Source organism: Nonomuraea longispora, from assembly GCF_004348345.1.
Taxonomy (GTDB): domain Bacteria; phylum Actinomycetota; class Actinomycetes; order Streptosporangiales; family Streptosporangiaceae; genus Nonomuraea; species Nonomuraea longispora.
Map to the genome: position 1 here is coordinate 1 of NZ_SMJZ01000171.1, position 19,712 is coordinate 19,712.

The following is a 19,712-nucleotide window of genomic DNA, read 5'->3' on the forward strand; positions in this document are numbered from 1 at the left end:
CCACGGAGCCGCGCCGCGGCACCGCGGGCAATCCGGCGCCGGTGGTTCTGGACGACGGCAGGATCGTGCTGGTGTTCGTCAGGCAGGGCCCGTCGGCCACCGAGGGGCGGATCAGGCGGGGCGAGGTGGAGGCGGCTGAGGGGCGGCGGGTGTTCGTCCAGGAGAGCGAGGACGACGGCGTCTCCTGGTCGCGCCCCCGCGAGATCACCGACAGCGTGAAGGACCCGGAGTGGCGCTGGTACGCGACGACCCCGGGTCACGCCGTCGAGTTGCGGCACGGCACGCACGCGGGGCGGATCGTGGTGCCCGCCAACCACTCGCTGCCGCCGGAGGGCGCCGACGACGGCACCGAGGGCAAGTACGACGGCGGCCACTGCCTGCTGAGCGACGACGGCGGCCGGACGTGGCGCATCGGCTACGTCGACGACGACCCCGACGGCTACGTCAACGTCAACGAGACCACCGCGGCCGAGCTGCCCGGCGGACGCGTCTACCTCAACACCCGCACCGACTCCGCCGCCCCCGGCACCAGGGCCGACGCCTACTCCTCCGACGGCGGGCAGACGCTGGAGCAGCCGTTCAAGCCGCAGCCCGCTCTGGTGGGGCCGGTGGTGGAGGGCAGCGTGCTCTGGTGCGGGCCGCCGGACGTGCTGCTGTTCTCGGGTCCGGCCGCGCCGGACGCGCGGGCGTCGATGACGGTACGCGCCAGCGACGACCACGGCGTCACCTGGCGGGTCGCGCACACGGTGTCCGGCTCGCCCGCGGCCTACTCGGACCTGGTCAGGCTGGACGCGGAGACGGTGGGGTTGCTGTTCGAGACCGGCGGCTCGGGGCCGTACGAGAGCATCGCCTTCCGCCGGATCCCGATCGGTGAACTGGTGCGTCAGCGATGAGTTCCGGCGGTGGATCGGGTCTTACCGGCATGCCCCGGATCATTGGCGGCGGACGCACCTGATCTACGACGTCCTCTGAGCGAGCGGGTTGGGCAGCCGGGTCCAGCGGTCGCCGGGCGGCGCGTCGTCGAGCTGCGCGAGCAGGTGGGCCTTGGCCGCGAGGTGCGTACCGAACACGGCGTCGCGGTCGGCGTCCGCGTCCGGTGTGCGGGGGAGCTCGTCGAGCACCTTGTGCGCGGCGGCGGCCACGACGTCCCACAACCGCGACTCGGCGGCGCGGTCGCGCCGTCCGAGCAGCGCGACCAGGCTGCCGAACGTGGTGCCGACGAGCGATCCGAGGAGCTTGCCGTGCAGCACGTCCGGGTCGTCGGTGAGCAGCCTGGGGCCGACCTGGGGAGTGTCGGTCCCGTTGCGGGCGAGCCGGGCGGGGCTGATCCTGACGTCGGCCAGGTCCCGGTAGATCAGCCGGTACGGCAGGCCGCCACGGCCGAGCGCGACCAGCAGGTTCTGCCCATGGGCCTCCAGCGCCACGCCCAGGGAGAGCAGCCCGAGCGCGTCCTCCAGAGCCGCCCTGGCGAACGCCGACAGCCACGCGACCGGGTCGCGGGCCATCTCGCGGGTGATCGCCGCCACGGGCAGCACGGTCTCCGCGCCGGCGCGCGGGGTGGGCTCGCGCAGCATGGCGGACAGGTCCGCGCTGTGCTCGCCGTCGATCCGCGCGGCGGCCCCCGCCAGGTAGCCGGCGACGGCGGGACGGCCACCCCGCCGCCCTGACAACGTGGCGAGCAGGCGTGACAGGGGGACGCAGTCGCGTACGGAGCCGGGGGAGATGTCCCTGACGCTTGAGGTCATCCGGGTGCTGAACGCCGTCTTCACGTGCGGGCCGCCGTCCACGGGGGCGAGCGTCCGTACGGACGTCAGCGGCCGGGCCGGGATCGCCCCCGTCGCGTACGGGCGCAGACCCAGGCCGGGCAGGACATGGCGGGTCTGCCAGGGGTGCAGGGGGAGCAGGAGCCGGTCGCCGTCCATGAGCGCGCCCGGCCACGCCCCCGTGACCAGGCATTCGGCGGCGGGCAGCGCGACCAGGTCGAGGGCGACGGTGGTGCGGTGCTCCGGCATGTACGCGAGCTGCTCGGCCACGGAGACGCCGGGACGGTTGCGGCAACCCGGATGGTACGGGTGCCCGTCGACGACGCTCTGCTCGTAGTCCTCCGGCGTGTCCAGGGGGCGGGGTCCGGCCCTGGCGGCGGCGCGCGACAGGGCCAGCGAGGCGACGCTGTTGTCCAGGTCCTCGACCAGCCGGGTGGTGCCGGGCAGGGCGAGGGCGGCCAGCAGTTCGGCCGGGTGCGTGTACGGCCTGCCGTCGAGCCAGAGTGCGGCCTCGCCTTCGAGGTCGTACGGCTGCCGCGCCCGCCCTCGCAACCGCCGCCCGTCCGCCAGCGGCACGCACGCCTGCCCGCCCGCGTTCGTAGCCACGTCCGTAGTCGGTGCCGCGAGGCCGGGCAGCGGTTCGTACAGCAGGCTGCGCCACAGGCGTCCGAGCACGGCGGCCCTGGCGCCTGGCAGAGCGGCGGCATAGGGCGCGGAGAGCTCCGGCCGTACGGCGGCCAGCTCGGCCTCGAACGCGGCCTCCGCTTTCCGTACATGTCGCATCATGTCCCGTAGCTACCCGGCGATCGCCGGTCAGGGACCCGTCACGCCCCCGGTTCGCGAGATTCCGAGCCGGCGGGCACGTCCAGGAGCCCGAGGCTGTCCTGCTCGCCCCTGCGCGTGATGACCTCGTTGATCGCGCGGGCGAGGCCCTGCCTGCTGTAGTCGCCCTCGGGGAGCTCGTTGAGGTGGGTGAGCACGTCGGCAGGCAGGTTCACGTGTTGCGACACCGCCGAGTACACCTCCCGCATCGCCACCCGGTCACGGCCGCGGAACGCCTCGTCGATGGCCTGCTGCAGTTCGTCGCGTACGGCGTGGTCAGTCATCGGCCTCATCCCCCGTAGGTCCGGCGAGCAGATCCTCCGCCTGCTCCATCACCATCTCGACCGAGACGTCGCACACCCACGACCGGTCGTGCGGGCAGCGCTGCGCGGCCGGGTCGACGCCGCTCGCGCCGCATCGCGGGCAGGCCGTGGTCCAGGAGACCAACGGGCGGTGGCGGGTCCTGCTGAGCGGCCCGGCGTTGATCAGGTTGCCGCACCAGTAGATGCCGACGGTGGGCGTGCCGACGGCGGCGGCCAGGTGGCGGGGGCCCGTGTCGTTGGCCACCAGCAGGTCGCAGCGCTCGTACAGCGCGGCCAGCCCGCCGATGCCGAGTGCGCCGACGACGGCGACGGCGGGCCGCCGCATCGCCTCGACCACGCCCAGGACCAGGTCCTCCTCCTCGCGGGTGCCCGTCACCACGACCGGCCTGCCCAGCCGGTCGGCGACCTCGGCGAACCGCTCAACGGGCCAGCGCCGCCTCGGGTCGCGCGCTCCCGGGTGCACGGCCACCAGCCCCGGCGGCGGCTCGCCCAGCACGTCCGCCGCTTCCGCGCGGTCGGCCGCGGTGAGCGTCACCCGAGGCTCCAGCCCGCCCGCGACCCCGCCGACCAGCGCGGCGACCTGCAGAAAACGCAGCGTCTCGTGGTGATAGTCCGTGTACGGCACCCAGCGGTCCAGCCGTTCGGCCCCGGGTGCACGCATCCCCGCGGTCACCCTGGCGCCCAGCAGGCGTACGAACGGGTTGGAGAAGCGGCCGCCGCCGTGGATCTGCACCGCCAGGTCGAACCGGCGTCTGCGCAGCCGTTCGCGCAGCCGGTCGGGCGTGGCGTGCCCCGGTTCGGCCGTGGACACGCCCGAGATCGGTGGCAGGGCCACCACGTCGTCCACGGGCCCCGGCCGGCCGGCCAGGAACTCTGAGTGCCACGAGGTGCCCAGCAGCGTCAGGTGCGCGCCGGGGTAGGCCCGTTTGAGCGCATCGAGCGCCGGCACGGCCAGCAGGAAGTCGCCGAGGGCGTTGGCCCGCAGCACCGCGATCCGCTCCACCCCGCCGACGATCGCCGTCATCGTGCCTCCCGTACGGGAAGGCCGGGCGCGTGGTGTGCGGAAGGGCGCTGCATAGCCGCCTGGCTACCCCGGGACGCCATGCCCGTAACACCCGGGCGAATACTCCATCGCTGGTTTGACCTGGCCTTGTGCTGGTAAGCGCTACTCATGGGCACAGAGCGGGTCATCAGCGCCGCGGTCGTCGGCGACGTCATGCTCGACTCGTGGCTGCACGGCTCGGCCAAGCGCCTGGCGCAGGAGGCTCCGGTGCCCGTGATGAGCCTGGAAAGCACCGTGGACGCTCCTGGCGGCGCCGCCAACACCGCCGCCAACCTGGTGGCGCTGGGGGCCCGCGTCCGGCTTGTCGGCGTCGTGGGCGACGACGAATGCGGCGGGACGCTGGTGCGCTCGCTGCACCTGCGCGGCGTCGGGACGGACCTGGTGACCGTGCCCGGACGGCGTACCGCGCACAAGCGGCGGCTGGTCACCAGCGGCCAGCTGACCGCGCGCTACGACGAGGAGGACCTCGACGGCATCCCCGGCCACGCGGAGCGCGCGCTGCTCCGGCGGCTGGCCGCCGCCGCCGCGCAGGCCGACGTGGTGGTCGCGTGCGACTACGGGGGCGGCGTGTTCACCCCGGACGTGCGCCGATCCCTCGCCGGGGTGCCCCTGCTGGTGGTGGACGCGCACGCGGTGGCCGCCTGGCGGGAGTGCGGGCCGGCCGCGGTGCTGCCGAACTTCGCCGAGGTCGTACGCCTGCTCGACGACGGCGTGGACCCGCCCGACCGGCCGGCCTACCTGTCGGCCAGGTCCGGGCGGCTGCTGGAGCTGACGGGGGCCGGGATCGTGGTGACCACGCTCGACGGTGAGGGGACGCTGCTGCACAGGCGCGGCCGGCCGCCGTACCGGACGTACGCCAGGCCCGCGCCGCAGCACATGGCGACGGGCGCGGGCGACACCTTCACCGCCGCGTTCGCGCTCTGGCTGGCGGGCGGAGCCTCGCCCGAGGAGGCCGCGGAGGCGGGCCAGGCGGCGGCCGGCGTCGTCGTACGGCGTCAGGGGACGGCCGTCTGCACCCGGCACGAGCTGATGCGCGCGCTGCGCCGCCACGAGGGGACGGTGCAGTCGGCGGAGAGCCTCGCCCAGCTGCTGGACGAGCACCGGCGCAGGGGCGAGCGGGTGGTGTTCACCAACGGCTGCTTCGACGTGCTGCACCGGGGGCACGTGGCCTACCTGGAGGAGGCGGGGCGGCTCGGCGACGTGCTCGTGGTGGCGGTCAACAGTGACGCGGGCGTGGCCCGGCTGAAGGGCCCTGGACGCCCGGTCAACCCGTGCGAGGACCGCATGTCCGTGCTGGCGGCGCTCAACGACGTCGACTACGTGACCGAGTTCGACGAGGACACGCCCGAGCGGCTGCTCAAGATGGTCCGGCCAGAGATCTACGTGAAGGGCGGCGACTACACGCCGGAGATGCTCTCCGAGGCCCCGCTGGTGCGCTCGCTGGGCGGCGAGGTGCGCGTGCTCGGTTACGTACGCGACCGGTCGTCCACCGCCATCATCGGCCGCATGCGGGCGATGCCCTGAGGGTGGCCTGCGGCACGGCTCAGAGCCGGACCGCCAGCGCCCTGGCCAGCCACGGGCGCAGGATCGGCAGCACGGTCGCCGCGTGCATGGCCGACATGTGGTCGAGCCCGTCGAGCACCTGGACGTCCCAGCCGAGGGCTTCGAGCTCGTCCTTGTGCCGGGTCAGCGTGCCGCCGATGCTGACGTGTGTGCCGCCCCACCGCTCGTCGTAGCGGATCTCGTCGGCCGAGCCGGCGAAGCAGAGCCGCGGGCAGGACAGGCGCACGGCCTTGTCGTCGAACCCCTGCAACTCCTCGTAGAGGGTGACGAACTGCCGGGTCTGCTCCTCGGTCGTGGACACCCGGGCCGTCGACCAGTCGTACTCGTCGCCCGTGCCGGTCCGCTCGGGCTCTGGCGTCGGCCCCTGCCCGGTGGCCAGGTCGTACGTCGCCCGCGTCACCCGCGACATCTCGGCGTACGGCGCCCCGTACGCGGGGAAGCCGCCCATGACGAGCGCCGAGAGCCGGTCGGTCCTGATCGCCAGCTGCAACCCGTTCACCGCCAGCCACGAGTAGCCGTAATACGCGAACCGCCCGGCTCCCGCCGCGTCGGCCACGGCCAGCATGTCGGCCGTGACGGCGGCGGGCGTGAGGGTGCCGGGCTTGGGCGTGGCCATGACATGCCCCTGGTAGTCGAAGGCGATGACCTGGAAGGCGTCGCGGAGGCCGTCGATGAGCGAGCGCCCGAGCGCGGGGTCGGCGCCCCACTTCCGCAGCTCCTCGGCTCGGTCTCCCTCGACCGGGGCCGGGTCGGCGGGCAGCAGCAGTGCCGGGCCGGTGCCGTGCACCTCCACGTCGATGGTGCTGCCGTCGTGCAGTGTCGCCTTCACCATGGTGACTCCATTCCATACGCCGTAAAATGTTGCCTTGCGACAATAGCTTATGGCGTAAAGAGTCTCAACGGGTTGGGGACGGGCACACACCTCATGTCCCCGCCGTCGGCGCCCAGCCAGCGCAGCGTGAGGTTGGCCTTGGCCGGCACGTACGGCGCCGACAACAACTCCCGCACTTCCCCGTGATCGTCCGCGGCGGCGAACACGGCCCTCGCCCGCGCCCACAACTCGGCGCGCAACCGCGGATGCCGGGCCGCGACGGCGCCCGCGATCTCCTGCAGATGGTTGGTCACCAGGCAGTACACCAGCCGCTCCCAGGCGTAGGAGCGCGTCACCAGCGGCGCGTCCGTGAGCGCGGCATGCCGGTCCGCGACCAGCTTGACGCCCTCGTGGTCGCGGAAGACGGCCTGCGCGGGCATGCCCTGCCCGTCCACCGCGACCAGCACGTTCTGCAGGTGGCATTCGAGCACGACCCCGTGGCGCAGGTAGGCGTGCAGCAGCGGGGGCACCACGTGGTCGAGATAGCGGCACCACCACGCCAGCGCCTGCTCCTCGCCCAGCCCGTCGAGCGGGTTGCCGGGGAAACCCTCGGCGATCGCCGCCGCCAGGAGCGCCGTCAGACCGGGACGGACGTGCTCGCGCAGCCCGTCGCGGACGATCACCGCCAGCGCCTCGCCACCGTCCGAGCCCAGCCGGGCGCTGCGGTAGCCGCGGTCGCGCAGCACGGCCGGGCGCGACAGGTGGCGGGGCAGGTCGTCGAAGGCCCGGTCGAGCGCGCCGGCCACCACGGGCAACCGGCGCAGGTCGCGCAGCCACAGCCGGCGGACGTCGTTCGTGATGCGTACGTCCAGGCTGAACTTGCAGAACAGGTCCGGCTCCGGCAGGTACACCGTGCGGATCGACGCCGTCGGCACGGCCACGGCCGTCGTCACCCCGAGGTGACGCAGCCGCCCGCCGCGCAGCCCGCCCAGCAGCTCCACCTGCCAGGGATGGGCCGGCAACGCCACCAGCCCGCCGGTCGCGGCCCCGAGGTGGTCGAGGGCGGCGGTGTCACCCTGCTCGACCAGGTCCTCGGCGGGAACGCCGAGCAGGGGCAGGGCGAAGCTCGCGTGCGCCTCCGGCGAGTACCGCAACCACGCCCGAGGGCCCGACCCGCCGCGCGCCTTGGGCGCGGGATGGTAGCGGTGGCCCGCCACCAGGGCCTGCTCGGAGCGCAGGTACGGGTCCGCGGGCGGCGTGGCGGTCCGCCTGGCGGCCAGCAGCGCGGCCGTGACGTCCCGGCTGTGCAGGATCTCGGCGGGCAGCGTGTCGTTGCCGACCCCCGTGGCCGCGCCCAGCTCGGCGGAGACCAGCGTGACCAGCTCGCCCAGCGACAGCTCACGCCAGCCGCCGGGCGTGCGCAGGGCGGGAGCGCCGGGGTGGCGTTCGCCGCTGACCCGCAGCACGCGGCCGGTCGCGGGCAGCGCGTACGTGCCCGGCTCCGGGCTTTCGGGCCTGGCCAGCTCGCGGAGCAGGCAGTTGAGCAGCGCCGTCACCGCGAGGTCGTCGGCGTCCGCGTCCTCTTCGCCCCGGCCGGCCGGGGGGAGGAGGCCGTCAGTGGTTGCCATGGCGAGCTTCTCCTACCGTCCGTCCAGCATGTCCCGGACCCTGGCACCTGCCCCGGCGGGGCGGGCCACCGCGGCGCTGTGGTTGTCGTCGCCCGAGTCGTCGTTCGTCGTCGGCCACGACCACGTGATCGACGGCGGCGCCACCGCCTGGCCTCCTCAGGAGGTCTCGAAGTCCGCCACGTTCTCCTTCGTCACCACCTTCACCGGCACCGCGACCGACTTCTGCACCGTCTCGCCCTTGGCGACCCGCACGGCCGCCTCCACCGCCTGCTTGCCGAGCAACTTCGGCTGCTGCGCCACGGTGGCGGCCATGGTGCCGGACCGCACCGCCTTCAGCGCGTCGGGCGTGCCGTCGAAGCCGACCACCTTGACCTGCCGACCCGCCCTGGCCCCAAGCGCCTTGATCGCGCCCAGCGCCATCTCGTCGTTCTCCGCGAACACGCCGGTGACGCCGGGATGCGACTGGATCAGGTTCGTCATGACGTCCAGGCCCTTGGTCCTGTCGAAGTCGGCCGGCTGCTTGGCGGCGACCTTGATGTTCGGGTACGCGGCGACGCCCTGGGCGAACCCCTGCCCGCGGTCGCGCGAGGCGGACGTGCCGGGCGTGCCCTGCAACACGGCCACCTGGCCCTTCTCTCCGAGCTGCTCGGCCAGCGCCTGCGCGGCCATCTTGCCGCCCGCCACGTTGTCGGAGGCCACCGTCTGCGCCACCTCCGCTCCGGTGACGCCGCGGTCGGCCGCGACGACCGGGATGTTCACCCGCTCGGCCGCCTTGACCGCCGGCGCGGCCGCGTCGGAGTCGACCGGGTTGATGATGATCGCCTTCATGTTCTGGCTGGTGAAGTTCTGGACCTGGTTGACCTGCTGCGAGGCGTCGTTCTGGGCGTCGGTGACGGTGAGCGTGACCCCGAGGTTCTTCGCCTCGGCCTGCGCGCCGTCGCGCAGCTGGACGAAGTACGGGTTGTTCAGCGTCGACACCGACATGCCGAGCTCCAGCTCACCACCCCCCGCGCCGCCACCCTCGCCGCCGCCACCGGCCGAGCCGCACGCGGCCAGGCCGAGCACGGCCGCGGCCATGATGATCGCGGGATTGCGCATGACCTATCCCCTCCTAGTTGGTACCTCTGCGCCGCAGGGTGTCGACGAGGACCGCGAGCGCGATCACCACGCCGATCACGACCTGCTGCCAGAACGCCGACACCGACAGCAGGTTCAGCCCGTTGCGCAGCACGGCCAGGATGAGCGCGCCGACCAGCGTGCCGAGCGCCCGGCCCTTACCGCCGGACAGGCTCGCGCCGCCGATCACCACGGCCGCGATCGCGTCCAGCTCGTAGCCCGCCGCCGCCTGCGGCTGCGCCGACGCCAGGCGGCTGGCCAGCACGATCCCGGCCACCGCGGCGAACCCCCCGGACAGCGCGTACGTGATGAGCAACTGCCGGTCCACCTTGATGCCCGACAACCGCGCGGCCTCCTGGTTGCCGCCGATCGCGTACATGGCGCGGCCCGGATAGGTCCTGTTGAGGATCACGGCCGCGATCACGCCCATGACGACCATCACGATCAGCGGGATCGGCAGGTACGCGCCGATCGTGCCGCCCAGCTCCGACACGGCGTCGGGCATCGCGATCGGGCTGCCCTCCGAGACGACCAGGGCCAGGCCACGGGCGATGCCGAGCATGGCCAGCGTGGCGATGAACGGCGGCAGCTTGCCGTACGCGATGAGTGCCGCGCTGACCAGCCCGCACGCGATGCCCACAGCGAGCGACACCAGCGTGGCCAGCGGCCACGGCAGCCCGGCGGAGGTGGCGGTCCAGGCGAGCGAGATCGCCGACAGCGCCGCGACCGACCCGACGGACAGGTCGATGCCGCCCGTCACGATCACGAACGTCGACCCGAACGCCAGGATCGCGGTGACGGCGGCCTGGACGCCGACGTTGAGCAGGTTCGTCAGGCTCAGGAAGTCGCCCGACAGCAGCGACAGCGCGACGACCAGCACCACGAGCGCGACCACCGCGCCGTTCTCGGCGAGCCACGCGGCGGCCGGCGAGCGGCGCGGGAGCACGTCAGCGGACATGGGAGGTCTCCGTGGTCGCCAGCGCCATCACGGCGTCCTGCGTCGCCTCGGCGGCGGGCAGCTCGCCCACGAGCCGTCCCCGCGCCATGACGAGGATCCTGTCGCTCATCCCGAGCACCTCCGGCAGGTCACTGGAGATCATGAGCACCGCGTCACCGGCGGCGGTGAGCGCGTTGACGAGCTGGTAGATCTCGACCTTGGCCCCGACGTCCACGCCGCGCGTCGGCTCGTCCAGGATGAGCACGTTCGCGTTGGCCGCCAGCCACTTGCCGATGACCACCTTCTGCTGGTTGCCGCCGGAGAGCGTGCGCACCTCCTGGCTCAGGCCGGTCATCCGGATGCCGAGCTGCTCGGCCACCTTGGCGGCGGTCCTGCGCAGGCCCGGCCGGTCGACGAACCCGGCCCGCGTGGCGTCCCGCATGGTGACCAGCCCCAGGTTCTCGGCGACGTCCGCGCCCAGCACCAGGCCCTGGGCCTTGCGGTCCTCGGGTACCAGGCCGAGCCCCGCCTCCATGGCGGCGTGCACGTCGCCCGGGGGCAGCGGCCGGCCGCGTACGAACACCTGGCCCGCGTCATAGCGGTCGGCGCCGAACAGCGCGCGGGCGACCTCCGTGCGGCCCGCCCCCACGAGTCCGGCCATGCCGACCACCTCGCCCGCCCGCACCTCGAACGAAACGTCGTCGAACACGCCCCGCCGGGTCAGCCCGCGCACCTCCAGCAGCGGCTCCCCCCGTTCGGCCGGCCGGCGGGGGTACTGCTGGTCGATGGGCCGCCCGACCATGAGGCCGACCAGCTCGTCCCGCCGGGTGTTCGCCGGCACCTCGGCCACGGACCTGCCGTCCCGCAGCACGGTCACCCGGCCGCCGATCTCGGCGATCTCCTCCAGGTGGTGGGTGATGAACACGACGGCCACGCCCTCGTCGCGAAGCTGCCTGACGATCGCGAACAGCCTGGCCACCTCGCTCGTGGTGAGCACCGCGGTCGGCTCGTCCATGATGAGCACGCGCGCGTCCAGCGCCAGCGCCTTGGCGATCTCCACCATCTGCATGCGGGCGATGCCGAGCCTGGCGGTCGGAGTGCGCGGATCCACGTCCACGCCGACCCGTTCGAGCAGCCTGCCCGCCTGCTGCTCCATACGCCTGACGTCCACGAACCCGAACCTGCGCGGCGGCCGGCCGAGCGCCAGGTTCTCCGCCACCGTGAGCTGCGGGACGAGGTTGAACTCCTGGTAGATGGTCGCGATGCCGAGCCGCTGCGCGTCGCCCGCCGAGCGGATGTGCACCTGCCTGCTGTCCATGAGCACCCGGCCGCCGTCCGGATGGTAGGCCCCGGAAAGGATCTTGATCAGCGTGCTCTTGCCCGCGCCGTTCTCACCCAGCAGCACGTGCACCTCACCGGTGCGCAGGCTCAGGTCGACGCCGTCGAGCGCGACCACACCCGGGAACGTCTTCCGCAGTCCTTCGGCCCTGAGAATCTCCTGGCTCACACAGGAGCCCTTTCCTCTCAGGGGGGCGACGAACCCAGGAAGGCGAGGCGGGCCTCGGCCCGGGACCTCAGGTCAGGTCCTGGCTCGCTTCGTCGTTCTGCGCCGCCGAGAGGGTCGCGGGGCGCAGGATGCGGGAGGCGCCGACGATCTCGATCCCCAGCAGGGCGCCCTCCTTGTCCATATCGAGGATGACATATCCCGGGATCTCGTCGGCCTCCACCGGGATCTGGGTCGCCGACTCGCCGGCGTTGATGTGGTCGACGAGGTAGATGTAGGCGACGTCGTTCTCGTCGTTGTATTCGATCCGCAAGCCTGCTACTTCTTTCTTCTCCAGAAGGTGGTGATGACCTTGAAGTTGTCATCACCACGGATCACCACCAGTCCGTCGTCCCTCTCATACTCCGACGTGTCGGGCTTCTTGCCGGGCTTCCTGGTTCCCTTCGACAGGGTCTCATTGATGTCCTGCTCCGAGACGTTGCGCTCTTCCTGGCGCTGCCGTGCGTGGCGGGAGAAGAACCCTCCGTTGTTGTCGCCACCCGAGTTGCCCCTGCCCCTGCCGCCGTTCCTGCGGCCCATCTGAGCGATGCCGTCCTGGACGGAGCGGGGGCCGGACGGCGAACGCAGTCCTGCCGGGCGCATCGGGACGCTGCGGCCGCCCGTGCCCGCCAGGGCGGGCGTGCCGCGAGGGCCGTTGAGGCGGTGGAGATCGTCGAGGATGCGGCGGCCCGGTTCGGTGACCCGGCGGCGCAGCAACTGGCCGAGCACGTTGCCCGTGCCCTGCACGCCCTCGTTCCTGATCTTCCGATTCGCGGCCCGTGCCATGAGGATGCGCCTGACAGCGAACGCGGTGCCGCCCGCCGCGGCGCCCAGGGCCAGCAGTCGGGCGACGTCGACCGAAGCGTGCGCCGCCTGGACGATGGTCGCGACCTTCACCCCGGACACCACGTTGGCCGCGCCTTCGAGCCCCACGGGCGCCAGCCTCGCCGCGTTGGCGGCCTGGTCGAGGTGGCCGCCGCTGAGCCCGGTCCTGTCCCAGTGGGCCTGCAGGGCGGTGCCGGACTCGCCGCCGTAGTGCTGCCCGGCGCCGCGTACCGCCGTCTCTCCTTGTGCGGCCGCGGAGGCCCCCTGCGTGGCCGTGGCGCGTGAGGCGGCGCTCTCCGTCCGCATGTCGTCCTCGTCGATGGTGAACCAGGGGCTCACCATCGGCATGAAGCCGCTGACCTCTGGGGGTACGGTCATGCCCATGCGGCACCGGGATCTCTGAAGGCTTCGGCGTTCGCGGCCTCGGCGTCGTTGGTGTTCCTGACCGCGAGGTGCATGCCGGTGCCGGTGTCCTGCATCACCGTGGACAGCCCCCGGTGCACTGCCGTCGACACGTCGCGGCTTTCCGCGTACGCGGCGATGAACAGGCCGAACGTGCCGTCGTCCCCGAAGGAGGAGGTGCCGTCCCCGCGTTGCGCAAGGGGGTTGAGAGCGGCGTGGTGCTCCTCCGCGTGAGTACTGACCAGGGAGGCATCTTGCCCCGTTCCTCCCCGGTCCATCTCCATTCCCGTCATTCCGTGGATACTACTGCGGCTCAATGGCAATATTTCGGCACTTATCGGAACATGAGGCACAACAGTAAGCCCCGCCCCCCGGGTCGCTAGAATGGCCGATGGTTCGCTCATGACCATCGGAGTGAGACATGCGCCCACCGGCACCGGAAGACGACGCGGAGTACGTGGCCGACTACGTCCAGAAAAGCCGCGAGGTCATTCGCGGCATCAAGGACGCGCAGACCGCGATCAGGCAGGTTCAGGGCCGGGCGGTAAGCAGGGACGGGCTCATCGAGGCCGCCGCCGACGGCCACGGAAGGGTGACGCGCCTGCAGATCGACCCGCGGGCGCTGCGGCAGGGCGAGCGGACGCTCGGCGGCCAGGTGACGGCGGTGCTGCGCGCCGCGCAGGAGGAGGCCGCGCGCCAGGCGCAGGAGATAGCGGACGAGGCTTCGGAACGTGCCGACACACTCCCGAAGCCGCTCGATGAGACGTTCGTCCGTGAGCGGGTCGAGCAGGCGGCCCGCGACCTTCTTTCCTGAACGGAGGCGAGACGTGTACGGCTTCGACCAGCCCCCCGGCGACGAGGAGGATGTCGACGCGCCCGCGAGGCAGGGTGATGAGCTCATGGCCCGGATGGAGGCCGCGCAGGAGCACCTCGACAAGATCGTCGCCACCGGCAAGGGGCCGTCGAGACACGTGACGGCCTCGGTCGACCAGGAGGGCCGCGTCCTCGACGTCACGTTCGACCCCCGCGCCATGCGCCTGGGCAGCAAGGATCTGGCCGACGAGGTGCTCGCGGCGATCGCTGAGGCGTGCGCCGACGCGGAGCGGCAGACCGACGAGGTGTTGCGCGAGGCCATCCCCGGCTACGACCCCGTGGCCGCGCGGGCGGAGCTGGAGCAGGCGCTGGCGGGCTGGGACTAACGGATCACGCCGCGGCGGGCCAGTCGACCGCCCTCACCCGCCGATGGTGCTCGCGTCATCACTGGCCTTGTAATGGGCGGAGGCTTTCGTGAGCTTGTCCTCCTCGTCGCTGAGCGCTCCGGCCAGCAGCTTCAACGCGTTCTGGATGTTCTCCAGGCGTTCCTCGCGGCTGCGCCAGTACGCCTTGCCGTAGTCGTCGCCGCCGACAGCGGCTCTGATCGCGCCCTGGGCTTCTTCGTACCGGGACTTGACGTGCGATACGGCCGCACCCATGTCCCCCATACCCTCGGCCAGGCCGCGCAGGCGGTCGCGGCTGAACTGCACCCCGTTGACCTCCATGAGATGAAACCAGCCCTTTCGGTGCGCTGACGAATCGTCAGTACGGTTCACGGTCGCGATGTGGGGAAGGACGCCTCGACGCGGAAGCCGCCGTCGGCGTCATGGCCGATCTCCATGGTGCCGCCCGCCAGCTCCACGTGCCGGCACAGATCGAGCAAACCCATGCCCGGGTCGTTCACCGTGACCCAGGCGTCCGGCCTGCCGGGGCTGTTGCCCACGCTCAGCCGTACCGCTCCCGGCCGGTAGCTCACCTGCACCCGCGCGTCCGCGCCGGGCGCGTGCTTGCGCACGTTGGTCAGGGCCTCCTGAACCACGAGGTACGCCGCCCGCCCCACCACGCCGGGCACCGGCTCGGGCGTGCCGGTCACCGCCAGCTCGACGGGCACCCCCGCGCAGGCCGACTCGGTGATCAGCGGACGCAGGTCGGGCAGCGGCAACCCCAGGTCGAAGCCCTCGCCCGAGCCGCGCCGCAGCAGCGCCACCATGTGCCGCAACTCGTCGAGAGCCTCGCAGCCCGTCGCCCGCAACTGCTCGGCCGCCGTACGCATCCGGTCGTCGGGTGCGCTCATGGCCAGCATCCCGGCCTGCAACACCATCCGGCTCACGCGGTAGGTGACCACGTCGTGCATCTCGCCCGCCAGCCGTTCGCGCTCGACCCGTTCCGCCCGTTCCGCCAGGCCGCGCCGGAGCCGGGCCCGGACGGCGGTGTACGTCCCGTACATGACCGCGAGCGCGATCACCGTCTCCGTACGCAGGACGACAGGCATCTCGTGGGGCAGCGCCAGCACCGCGAGAGCGAGGACGATCACCGGCAACCACTGCGCCGCCCCGCGGTTCCTGTCGCGGGCGAAGGCCGTCGCGGCGTATGCGGCGAACGCGGCCGTGGGCGGCCAGAGCGGCGCACCCGCGGGCGGGACCACGGCGGGCCCCGCGAACACGAGCAGCACGGGCAGGGCCAGCGCCGTGCCCGCGCCGATCCACGCGACCGTGAGCGGAGCCCTGCGCATCCAGAGCACCGGCAGCGCCGACGCCATCAGGAGCGCCAGCACCGGACCCTCGTAGCCGGTTGCCGCGGTCAGGCCTGCCGCGACCATGACCGCGATCGCGTCGATCGGCCGCGGGCGGGCTCCGTCCACCGGCTCATCGTACGTTTGGGGGCCGGGCCTGCCCACCCTTCAACGCACGCCCCGACGTCACGCCCTGGTGATGCGGACCGCGTCGGCGATCACGTAGCCGGTGGCGGAGGTCCAGCGGCTCACACCGACCACGTCGTAGGTGCCGGCCGCCAGCGTGTACGTCCCCAGCACCCGCCACTGACCGCCGCCCGAGCGCTGGTCGACGGAGACCGTGCGGTTGCCGCCGGAGGCCGCCACGATGTGCGGGGCCGCGCTGTTGTAGCCGGGATCCGACGGATGCCACACCTCGACCCGGTAGTCGCCCGCGCTGGGGATGGCCGCACGGAACCAGGCCGGGTCGCTGGCCGCCACCGGCTCGGCGAAACGGTAGTCGGTGCCGTGCGGTTGCCCGGAGAAGGAGGAGGTGCCCCAGTCCGCGCCGGCGGTGAAGCCGGGGCTGGCGTTGTCGACGACGACGCTGAACGTGCCGCCGCCCGCCTCCACGACCCGGCCCGCGCTCGGCGTCCCCTCCTGGTGGGTGCGGTTGAGCGCGCTCACGTAGTAGGTGTAGGCCGAGCCGCCGGCGGTCGTGTCCGTGAACGTGCGCTGCCGGGTCGTCGTGACCAGGTTGCGGGCGTCGGCGAAGAAACACGGGTCGGCCGCGGACTGCGCCCCGTCCACCCGGTAGACCGCGTACGCGGTGCCCGAGCCGTTCCAGGCCAGCCGTACGCCGTCGGAGGCCCGCGTGGCCGACGTGATCGACGGCGTGCCCGGCGCGCTGCCGGAGCCGCGTGCCGGCAGGAGCGCGGGCCTGGTGTAGTGGGCGTCCACGACCCGGGTGAACGCCCCTATCCGGTCGGCCCTGACGTCCTTGGCGCTGAAGAACACGTCGCCGACCACCTCTGGGTGTTTCCTGTTGTCGTGCAGGTGGTCGCTCAGCTCGGCCGGGTCCTGCCAGGCGGAGTCCTCCCCGGACGCGCCCGCCCGGTAGGCGGCCTGGCCGACGACGAGTCGCACGCCGGTGTTCCGTACGACGTCCGACCACCAGGCGGTGAGCACCTCGTACGCGGCGGTGGAGAACCCGATGTGCCAGTAGATCTGCGGCGAGATGTAGTCGATCCAGCCCTGCTTGACCCATTCGCGGCTGTCGGCGTAGATCGCGTCGTACGACTGCAGCCCCGAGGTGCGCGACCCGAGCGGGTCGGTGCCGGCGTTGCGCCAGATGCCGAACGGGCTGATGCCGAACGAGACGTGCGGCTTGGCGGCGTGGATGCGCTGGCCGAGCTCGCGTACGAGGAGGTTGACGTTGTTGCGCCGCCAGTCGCCGATGGTGGCGAACCCGGCGCCGTACCTGTCGTACGTGGCGGAGTCGGGGATGGTCTGGCCGCTGACCGGATAGGGGTAGAAGTAGTCGTCGAGGTGCACGCCGTCCACGTCGTAGCGGGAGACGGCGTCCATGATCGCGTCCTCGATGAAGGCGCGGACCTCGGGGATGCCCGGGTTGTAGTAGAGCTTGCCGCCGTAGGCGAAGCGCCAGCCGGGGTTCCTGCGCGCGGGGTGCGTCGACACGAGCCGGTTCGGGTCGGCGTGGTTGGCGATCCGGTACGGGTTGAACCAGGCGTGGAACTCCAGGTTGCGGGCGTGGGCCTCGTTCACCATGAACGCCAGCGGGTCGTAGCCGGGGTCGCGGCCCTGGGTGCCGGTCAGCCATTGCGACCACGGCTCGTGGGGCGACGGCCAGAACGCGTCGGCCGTGGGCCTGATCTGCACGATCACGGCGTTCATGCGCTTGCGTACGGCCAGGTCCAGCCAGGAGCGGAACTCGGCCTGCTGCGCCGACACGCTCAGCCCGGTGCGGCTCGGCCAGTCGATGTTCGCGACCGAGGAGATCCACATGGCTCTGAGCTGGCGTTTCGGGGTCGCGGGGTCGGTCGCGCAGGCGGCCGACGCGCTGGCCGACGCGCTGGCGAGGGCGGGGGTGGGGGCCACGATGCCGAGGAGTGCGGCGGTGAGCGCCGCCAGGACGGTACGCACGAGCGCGGTCACGAAAGGAAGTTTCAGCGTCACTCGGCGAAAGCGCAACAGTTTTCAGGGGCCCAATCTCACGGGCCCCTCCTCTCCCGGAAAGGTGGGGCGAAAAGTTTCACTTAACCAGGAAGTAATGTCAATTATCGACATTAGTCAGGAAAATGTCGTACCGTGCCCCCGTTACCCCCAACGAGGAGCACCCATGACTCTCGCTCGCACGCGATTAGCCGCCCTCGCCACCTCCCTCCTCGCCGTCCTGCTCATCGTCGCAGGCCAGCCCGCCGTCGCCACTGCCGAGGAGAACCCGCTCGCCGCCGCGTTCGACCGCGCGGCCGCCGAACACGACGTTCCCCGCGACCTGCTCGTCGCCCTCGCCTACGCCGAGACCCACCTCGACGGCCACGGCGGCGAGCCCAGCGCCAGCGGGGGCTACGGCGTGATGCACCTGGTCAGCAACCCCACCAACCACTCGCTCGAACAGGCCGCCGAGCTCACCAAGCTCCCGGTCGACAAGCTGCGCGCCGACGACGAGGCCAACATCCTCGGCGGCGCCGCCGTCCTGCGAGCCCACGCCGACAAACTCGGCCTCGACGAAGCGGCCAGAGCCGACACCGGCCGCTGGTACCAGGCCGTGGCCGCGTACGGCAACGCGACCTCACCCGAACTCGCCCGCCTCTACGCCGACGCCGTCTACGAAGGCCTCGGCCTCGGCATCGACATCCGCGGCGTACAGGTCAAGCCGCAGGAGGTCACCGCCGACCGCGGCGACCTGGCCAAAGCCCGCGACCTCAACGCGCGCGCCGTGGCCAGCCCCGACTACCCCCCGGCCGCCTGGGTCGCCGCTCACTCCAGCAACTACCGGGTCTCCAACCGCGAGTCCAGCTACAACATCGACCGCGTGGTCCTCCACGTCACCCAGGGCTCGTACGCCGGCACCATCTCCTGGTTCCAGAACCCCAGCTCCAACGTCTCCGCCCACTACGTGGTCAAGTCGTCCAACGGCGCCATCACCCAGATGGTGCGCGACAAGGACGTCGGCTGGCACGCGGGCAACTCCTCCTACAACAACCGGTCCATCGGCATCGAACACGAAGGCTGGGTCGACGACGCCTCCTGGTTCACCGACGCCATGTACCGGGCCTCCGCCGCCCTGACGCGCCACCTCTGCGACAAGTACGGCATCCCCAAGACCCGGACCGGCATCATCGGGCACAACGAAGTGCCCGGCGCCACCCACACCGACCCGGGCAGGAACTGGAACTGGAACACGTACATGAACTACGTGACCGGTGGCGGCAACCCCCCGACGTTCACGACGACCGTCGACAACGCCACGGCCGGCCAGTTCACCGCCAGCGCCAACTGGGGCACCTCCACCTTCTCCAGCCAGCGCCACGGCGCCGACTACCGCTTCGCCGACCCGGTCTCCTCCAGCGACCCGGCCTGGTATTCCGCCACCATCCCCAGCGCGGGCACGTACCAGGTGGAGGTCTGGTATCCGGCCGATCCCGGGTACAACAGCTCGGCGCCGTACATCGTGGCGACATCGAGCGGCAACCAGACCGTCTACGTCGACCAGAGATCCGGCGGCGGATCCTGGCGCAGCATCGGCACCTTCTCCCTCAACGCCGGCACGTACAACGTCGTGGGCGTGAGCCGGTGGACCTCGGGCACCGGCTACGTCATCGCGGACGCGGTACGGATCAGCCGCTGAGAGCCGTGCGGTTCGTGCCCGCTCTGGCGGGGGCACGAGCCGCACGGGGGGCCGGCCCGCCGTAACGACGGCGGGCCGGCCCTCACGACCCGCTCGGCCCGCTCGACCCGCCAGGACCGGTCACCCGCCACGGCCGGGGCATTCGTTCGGCCCGCTACGGCCAGCGGGTGAGTGCGGCCCGATGCCCGACCTGCGCCCCGCTGCCCGGATCGACGCGAAAGGCCCCCAACAGCGTCGTGGTCTCCAGAGCGCTGGCAACGCCCCACAACGCCGCACGCCCGGTGCTCCCGGCCAGCGTGGCGCAGCGGGTCGCGACCGCGGCGGCGGCCACCGCCTGCACGGCCGGATAGTCGGGCACCACGCCGGCCCGCTCCCGGTAGGCGGCCACGAACTCCCGCTCCGACACCCCGACCGCCGCCTCGCCACCGCCCCCCGGGAACCACTGCCCGACCCCGTAAATCCCGTGCGGATCGCCGACCACCTCCCCGAACGCCCGCACCCCGGCCGCCACGGCGCAGACC

General features: G+C 72.4%; 21 protein-coding genes. 5 read left to right on the forward strand and 16 right to left on the reverse strand.

The window, feature by feature from the left end; translation table 11 throughout:
• A partial coding sequence (locus E1267_RS33030) for a sialidase family protein (RefSeq protein WP_132338409.1) occupies positions 1 to 893 on the forward strand: 893 nt, incomplete at its 5' end.
• A 63-nt stretch (positions 894 to 956) separates the two neighbouring features.
• Here the strand turns inward: E1267_RS33030 and E1267_RS33035 are convergent.
• Genes E1267_RS33035 through E1267_RS33045 form a run of 3 tightly spaced genes read right to left on the reverse strand, consistent with a single transcriptional unit; the run spans position 957 to position 3,932 of the window.
• Positions 957 to 2,549 (reverse strand): IucA/IucC family protein, encoded by a 1,593-nt coding sequence (locus E1267_RS33035; protein WP_246064409.1) that lies wholly within the window; start codon positions 2,547 to 2,549, stop codon positions 957 to 959.
• Positions 2,550 to 2,587: 38 nt separating this feature from the next.
• Positions 2,588 to 2,869: a hypothetical protein gene (locus E1267_RS33040; protein ID WP_132338411.1), complete on the reverse strand. Its 282-nt coding sequence runs from the start codon at positions 2,867 to 2,869 to the stop codon at positions 2,588 to 2,590.
• A complete protein-coding gene (locus tag E1267_RS33045) occupies positions 2,862 to 3,932 on the reverse strand; it encodes a glycosyltransferase family 9 protein (RefSeq protein WP_132338413.1) in 1,071 nt (356 codons plus the stop codon). Before E1267_RS33045 ends, E1267_RS33040 begins: the two co-directional genes overlap by 8 nt.
• Positions 3,933 to 4,079: 147 nt before the next feature.
• Here E1267_RS33045 and rfaE2 point away from each other — a divergent pair, with 147 nt between their 5' ends.
• Positions 4,080 to 5,495 (forward strand): D-glycero-beta-D-manno-heptose 1-phosphate adenylyltransferase, encoded by a 1,416-nt coding sequence (gene rfaE2 / locus E1267_RS33050; protein WP_132338415.1) that lies wholly within the window; start codon positions 4,080 to 4,082, stop codon positions 5,493 to 5,495.
• Between the two features lie 19 nt (positions 5,496 to 5,514).
• On the opposite strand, the gene E1267_RS33055 is transcribed toward rfaE2, so the two are convergent.
• The 9 genes from E1267_RS33055 to E1267_RS33090 form a co-directional block, all read right to left on the reverse strand.
• Positions 5,515 to 6,366 carry an alpha/beta fold hydrolase gene (locus tag E1267_RS33055; protein ID WP_132338417.1) on the reverse strand — a complete coding sequence of 284 codons (852 nt, stop codon included), beginning with the start codon at positions 6,364 to 6,366 and terminating at the stop codon, positions 5,515 to 5,517.
• A gap of 47 nt (positions 6,367 to 6,413) precedes the next feature.
• Positions 6,414 to 7,973, reverse strand: a complete 1,560-nt coding sequence (locus E1267_RS33060; protein WP_165959935.1) for an IucA/IucC family protein — start codon at positions 7,971 to 7,973, stop codon at positions 6,414 to 6,416.
• Between the two features lie 12 nt (positions 7,974 to 7,985).
• Complete coding sequence (locus E1267_RS47460; RefSeq protein ID WP_281283730.1) at positions 7,986 to 8,117, reverse strand: hypothetical protein; 132 nt, start codon at positions 8,115 to 8,117, stop codon at positions 7,986 to 7,988.
• Between the two features lie 12 nt (positions 8,118 to 8,129).
• Positions 8,130 to 9,071 carry a D-ribose ABC transporter substrate-binding protein gene (locus E1267_RS46790; RefSeq protein ID WP_132338419.1) on the reverse strand — a complete coding sequence of 314 codons (942 nt, stop codon included), beginning with the start codon at positions 9,069 to 9,071 and terminating at the stop codon, positions 8,130 to 8,132.
• Between the two features lie 13 nt (positions 9,072 to 9,084).
• A complete protein-coding gene (locus E1267_RS46795) occupies positions 9,085 to 10,047 on the reverse strand; it encodes an ABC transporter permease (RefSeq protein ID WP_132338421.1) in 963 nt (320 codons plus the stop codon).
• Complete coding sequence (locus E1267_RS33075) at positions 10,037 to 11,533, reverse strand: sugar ABC transporter ATP-binding protein (RefSeq protein WP_246064410.1); 1,497 nt, start codon at positions 11,531 to 11,533, stop codon at positions 10,037 to 10,039. Before E1267_RS33075 ends, E1267_RS46795 begins: the two co-directional genes overlap by 11 nt.
• A gap of 67 nt (positions 11,534 to 11,600) precedes the next feature.
• Positions 11,601 to 11,843, reverse strand: coding sequence for a DUF2283 domain-containing protein (locus tag E1267_RS33080; protein WP_132338425.1), 243 nt, complete (start codon positions 11,841 to 11,843; stop codon positions 11,601 to 11,603).
• A 5-nt stretch (positions 11,844 to 11,848) separates the two neighbouring features.
• Positions 11,849 to 12,772 carry a DUF4258 domain-containing protein gene (locus E1267_RS45875; RefSeq protein ID WP_220449790.1) on the reverse strand — a complete coding sequence of 308 codons (924 nt, stop codon included), beginning with the start codon at positions 12,770 to 12,772 and terminating at the stop codon, positions 11,849 to 11,851.
• Positions 12,769 to 13,089, reverse strand: a complete 321-nt coding sequence (locus E1267_RS33090) for a hypothetical protein (RefSeq protein WP_132338427.1) — start codon at positions 13,087 to 13,089, stop codon at positions 12,769 to 12,771. The genes E1267_RS45875 and E1267_RS33090 overlap by 4 nt, the downstream gene beginning before the upstream one ends.
• Positions 13,090 to 13,217: 128 nt before the next feature.
• On the opposite strand from E1267_RS33090, the gene E1267_RS33095 reads away from it, so the two are divergent.
• Positions 13,218 to 13,610, forward strand: a complete 393-nt coding sequence (locus E1267_RS33095) for a YbaB/EbfC family nucleoid-associated protein (protein ID WP_132338429.1) — start codon at positions 13,218 to 13,220, stop codon at positions 13,608 to 13,610.
• A gap of 13 nt (positions 13,611 to 13,623) precedes the next feature.
• Positions 13,624 to 13,995, forward strand: a complete 372-nt coding sequence (locus tag E1267_RS33100; RefSeq protein WP_165959936.1) for a YbaB/EbfC family nucleoid-associated protein — start codon at positions 13,624 to 13,626, stop codon at positions 13,993 to 13,995.
• Positions 13,996 to 14,028: 33 nt separating this feature from the next.
• Here the strand turns inward: E1267_RS33100 and E1267_RS33105 are convergent, their stop codons facing one another.
• Genes E1267_RS33105 through E1267_RS33115 form a run of 3 tightly spaced genes read right to left on the reverse strand, consistent with a single transcriptional unit; the run spans position 14,029 to position 17,495 of the window.
• On the reverse strand, positions 14,029 to 14,334 hold the full coding sequence (locus E1267_RS33105) for a hypothetical protein (protein ID WP_132338433.1): 306 nt from the start codon (positions 14,332 to 14,334) through the stop codon (positions 14,029 to 14,031).
• A 47-nt stretch (positions 14,335 to 14,381) separates the two neighbouring features.
• On the reverse strand, positions 14,382 to 15,470 hold the full coding sequence (locus E1267_RS33110) for a sensor histidine kinase (protein WP_132338435.1): 1,089 nt from the start codon (positions 15,468 to 15,470) through the stop codon (positions 14,382 to 14,384).
• 57 nt (positions 15,471 to 15,527) lie between these two features.
• On the reverse strand, positions 15,528 to 17,495 hold the full coding sequence (locus E1267_RS33115; RefSeq protein WP_132338437.1) for a family 10 glycosylhydrolase: 1,968 nt from the start codon (positions 17,493 to 17,495) through the stop codon (positions 15,528 to 15,530).
• Positions 17,496 to 17,679: 184 nt separating this feature from the next.
• On the opposite strand from E1267_RS33115, the gene E1267_RS33120 reads away from it, so the two are divergent.
• Entirely contained in the window at positions 17,680 to 19,191 is a 1,512-nt protein-coding gene (locus tag E1267_RS33120; protein WP_132338439.1) for a golvesin C-terminal-like domain-containing protein, read from the forward strand.
• A 154-nt stretch (positions 19,192 to 19,345) separates the two neighbouring features.
• Here E1267_RS33120 and E1267_RS33125 read toward each other — a convergent pair.
• A partial coding sequence (locus E1267_RS33125) for a type 1 periplasmic-binding domain-containing protein (protein ID WP_165959937.1) occupies positions 19,346 to 19,712 on the reverse strand: 367 nt, incomplete at its 5' end.

What these genes read in the sequence shown, in the direction of transcription:
- E1267_RS33045 (WP_132338413.1), bottom strand. Translation starts at nt 3,932, where the DNA reads ATGACGGCGATCGTCGGCGGGGTGGAGCGGATCGCGGTGCTGCGGGCC.
- E1267_RS33035 (WP_246064409.1), bottom strand. Translation starts at nt 2,549, where the DNA reads ATGATGCGACATGTACGGAAAGCGGAGGCCGCGTTCGAGGCCGAGCTG.
- E1267_RS33090 (WP_132338427.1), bottom strand. Translation starts at nt 13,089, where the DNA reads ATGACGGGAATGGAGATGGACCGGGGAGGAACGGGGCAAGATGCCTCC.
- E1267_RS33120 (WP_132338439.1), top strand. Translation starts at nt 17,680, where the DNA reads ATGACTCTCGCTCGCACGCGATTAGCCGCCCTCGCCACCTCCCTCCTC.
- E1267_RS33055 (WP_132338417.1), bottom strand. Translation starts at nt 6,366, where the DNA reads ATGGTGAAGGCGACACTGCACGACGGCAGCACCATCGACGTGGAGGTG.
- E1267_RS45875 (WP_220449790.1), bottom strand. Translation starts at nt 12,772, where the DNA reads ATGACCGTACCCCCAGAGGTCAGCGGCTTCATGCCGATGGTGAGCCCC.
- E1267_RS33040 (WP_132338411.1), bottom strand. Translation starts at nt 2,869, where the DNA reads ATGACTGACCACGCCGTACGCGACGAACTGCAGCAGGCCATCGACGAG.
- E1267_RS33105 (WP_132338433.1), bottom strand. Translation starts at nt 14,334, where the DNA reads ATGGAGGTCAACGGGGTGCAGTTCAGCCGCGACCGCCTGCGCGGCCTG.
- E1267_RS46795 (WP_132338421.1), bottom strand. Translation starts at nt 10,047, where the DNA reads ATGTCCGCTGACGTGCTCCCGCGCCGCTCGCCGGCCGCCGCGTGGCTC.
- rfaE2 (WP_132338415.1), top strand. Translation starts at nt 4,080, where the DNA reads ATGGGCACAGAGCGGGTCATCAGCGCCGCGGTCGTCGGCGACGTCATG.
- E1267_RS33095 (WP_132338429.1), top strand. Translation starts at nt 13,218, where the DNA reads ATGCGCCCACCGGCACCGGAAGACGACGCGGAGTACGTGGCCGACTAC.
- E1267_RS33060 (WP_165959935.1), bottom strand. Translation starts at nt 7,973, where the DNA reads ATGGCAACCACTGACGGCCTCCTCCCCCCGGCCGGCCGGGGCGAAGAG.
- E1267_RS46790 (WP_132338419.1), bottom strand. Translation starts at nt 9,071, where the DNA reads ATGCGCAATCCCGCGATCATCATGGCCGCGGCCGTGCTCGGCCTGGCC.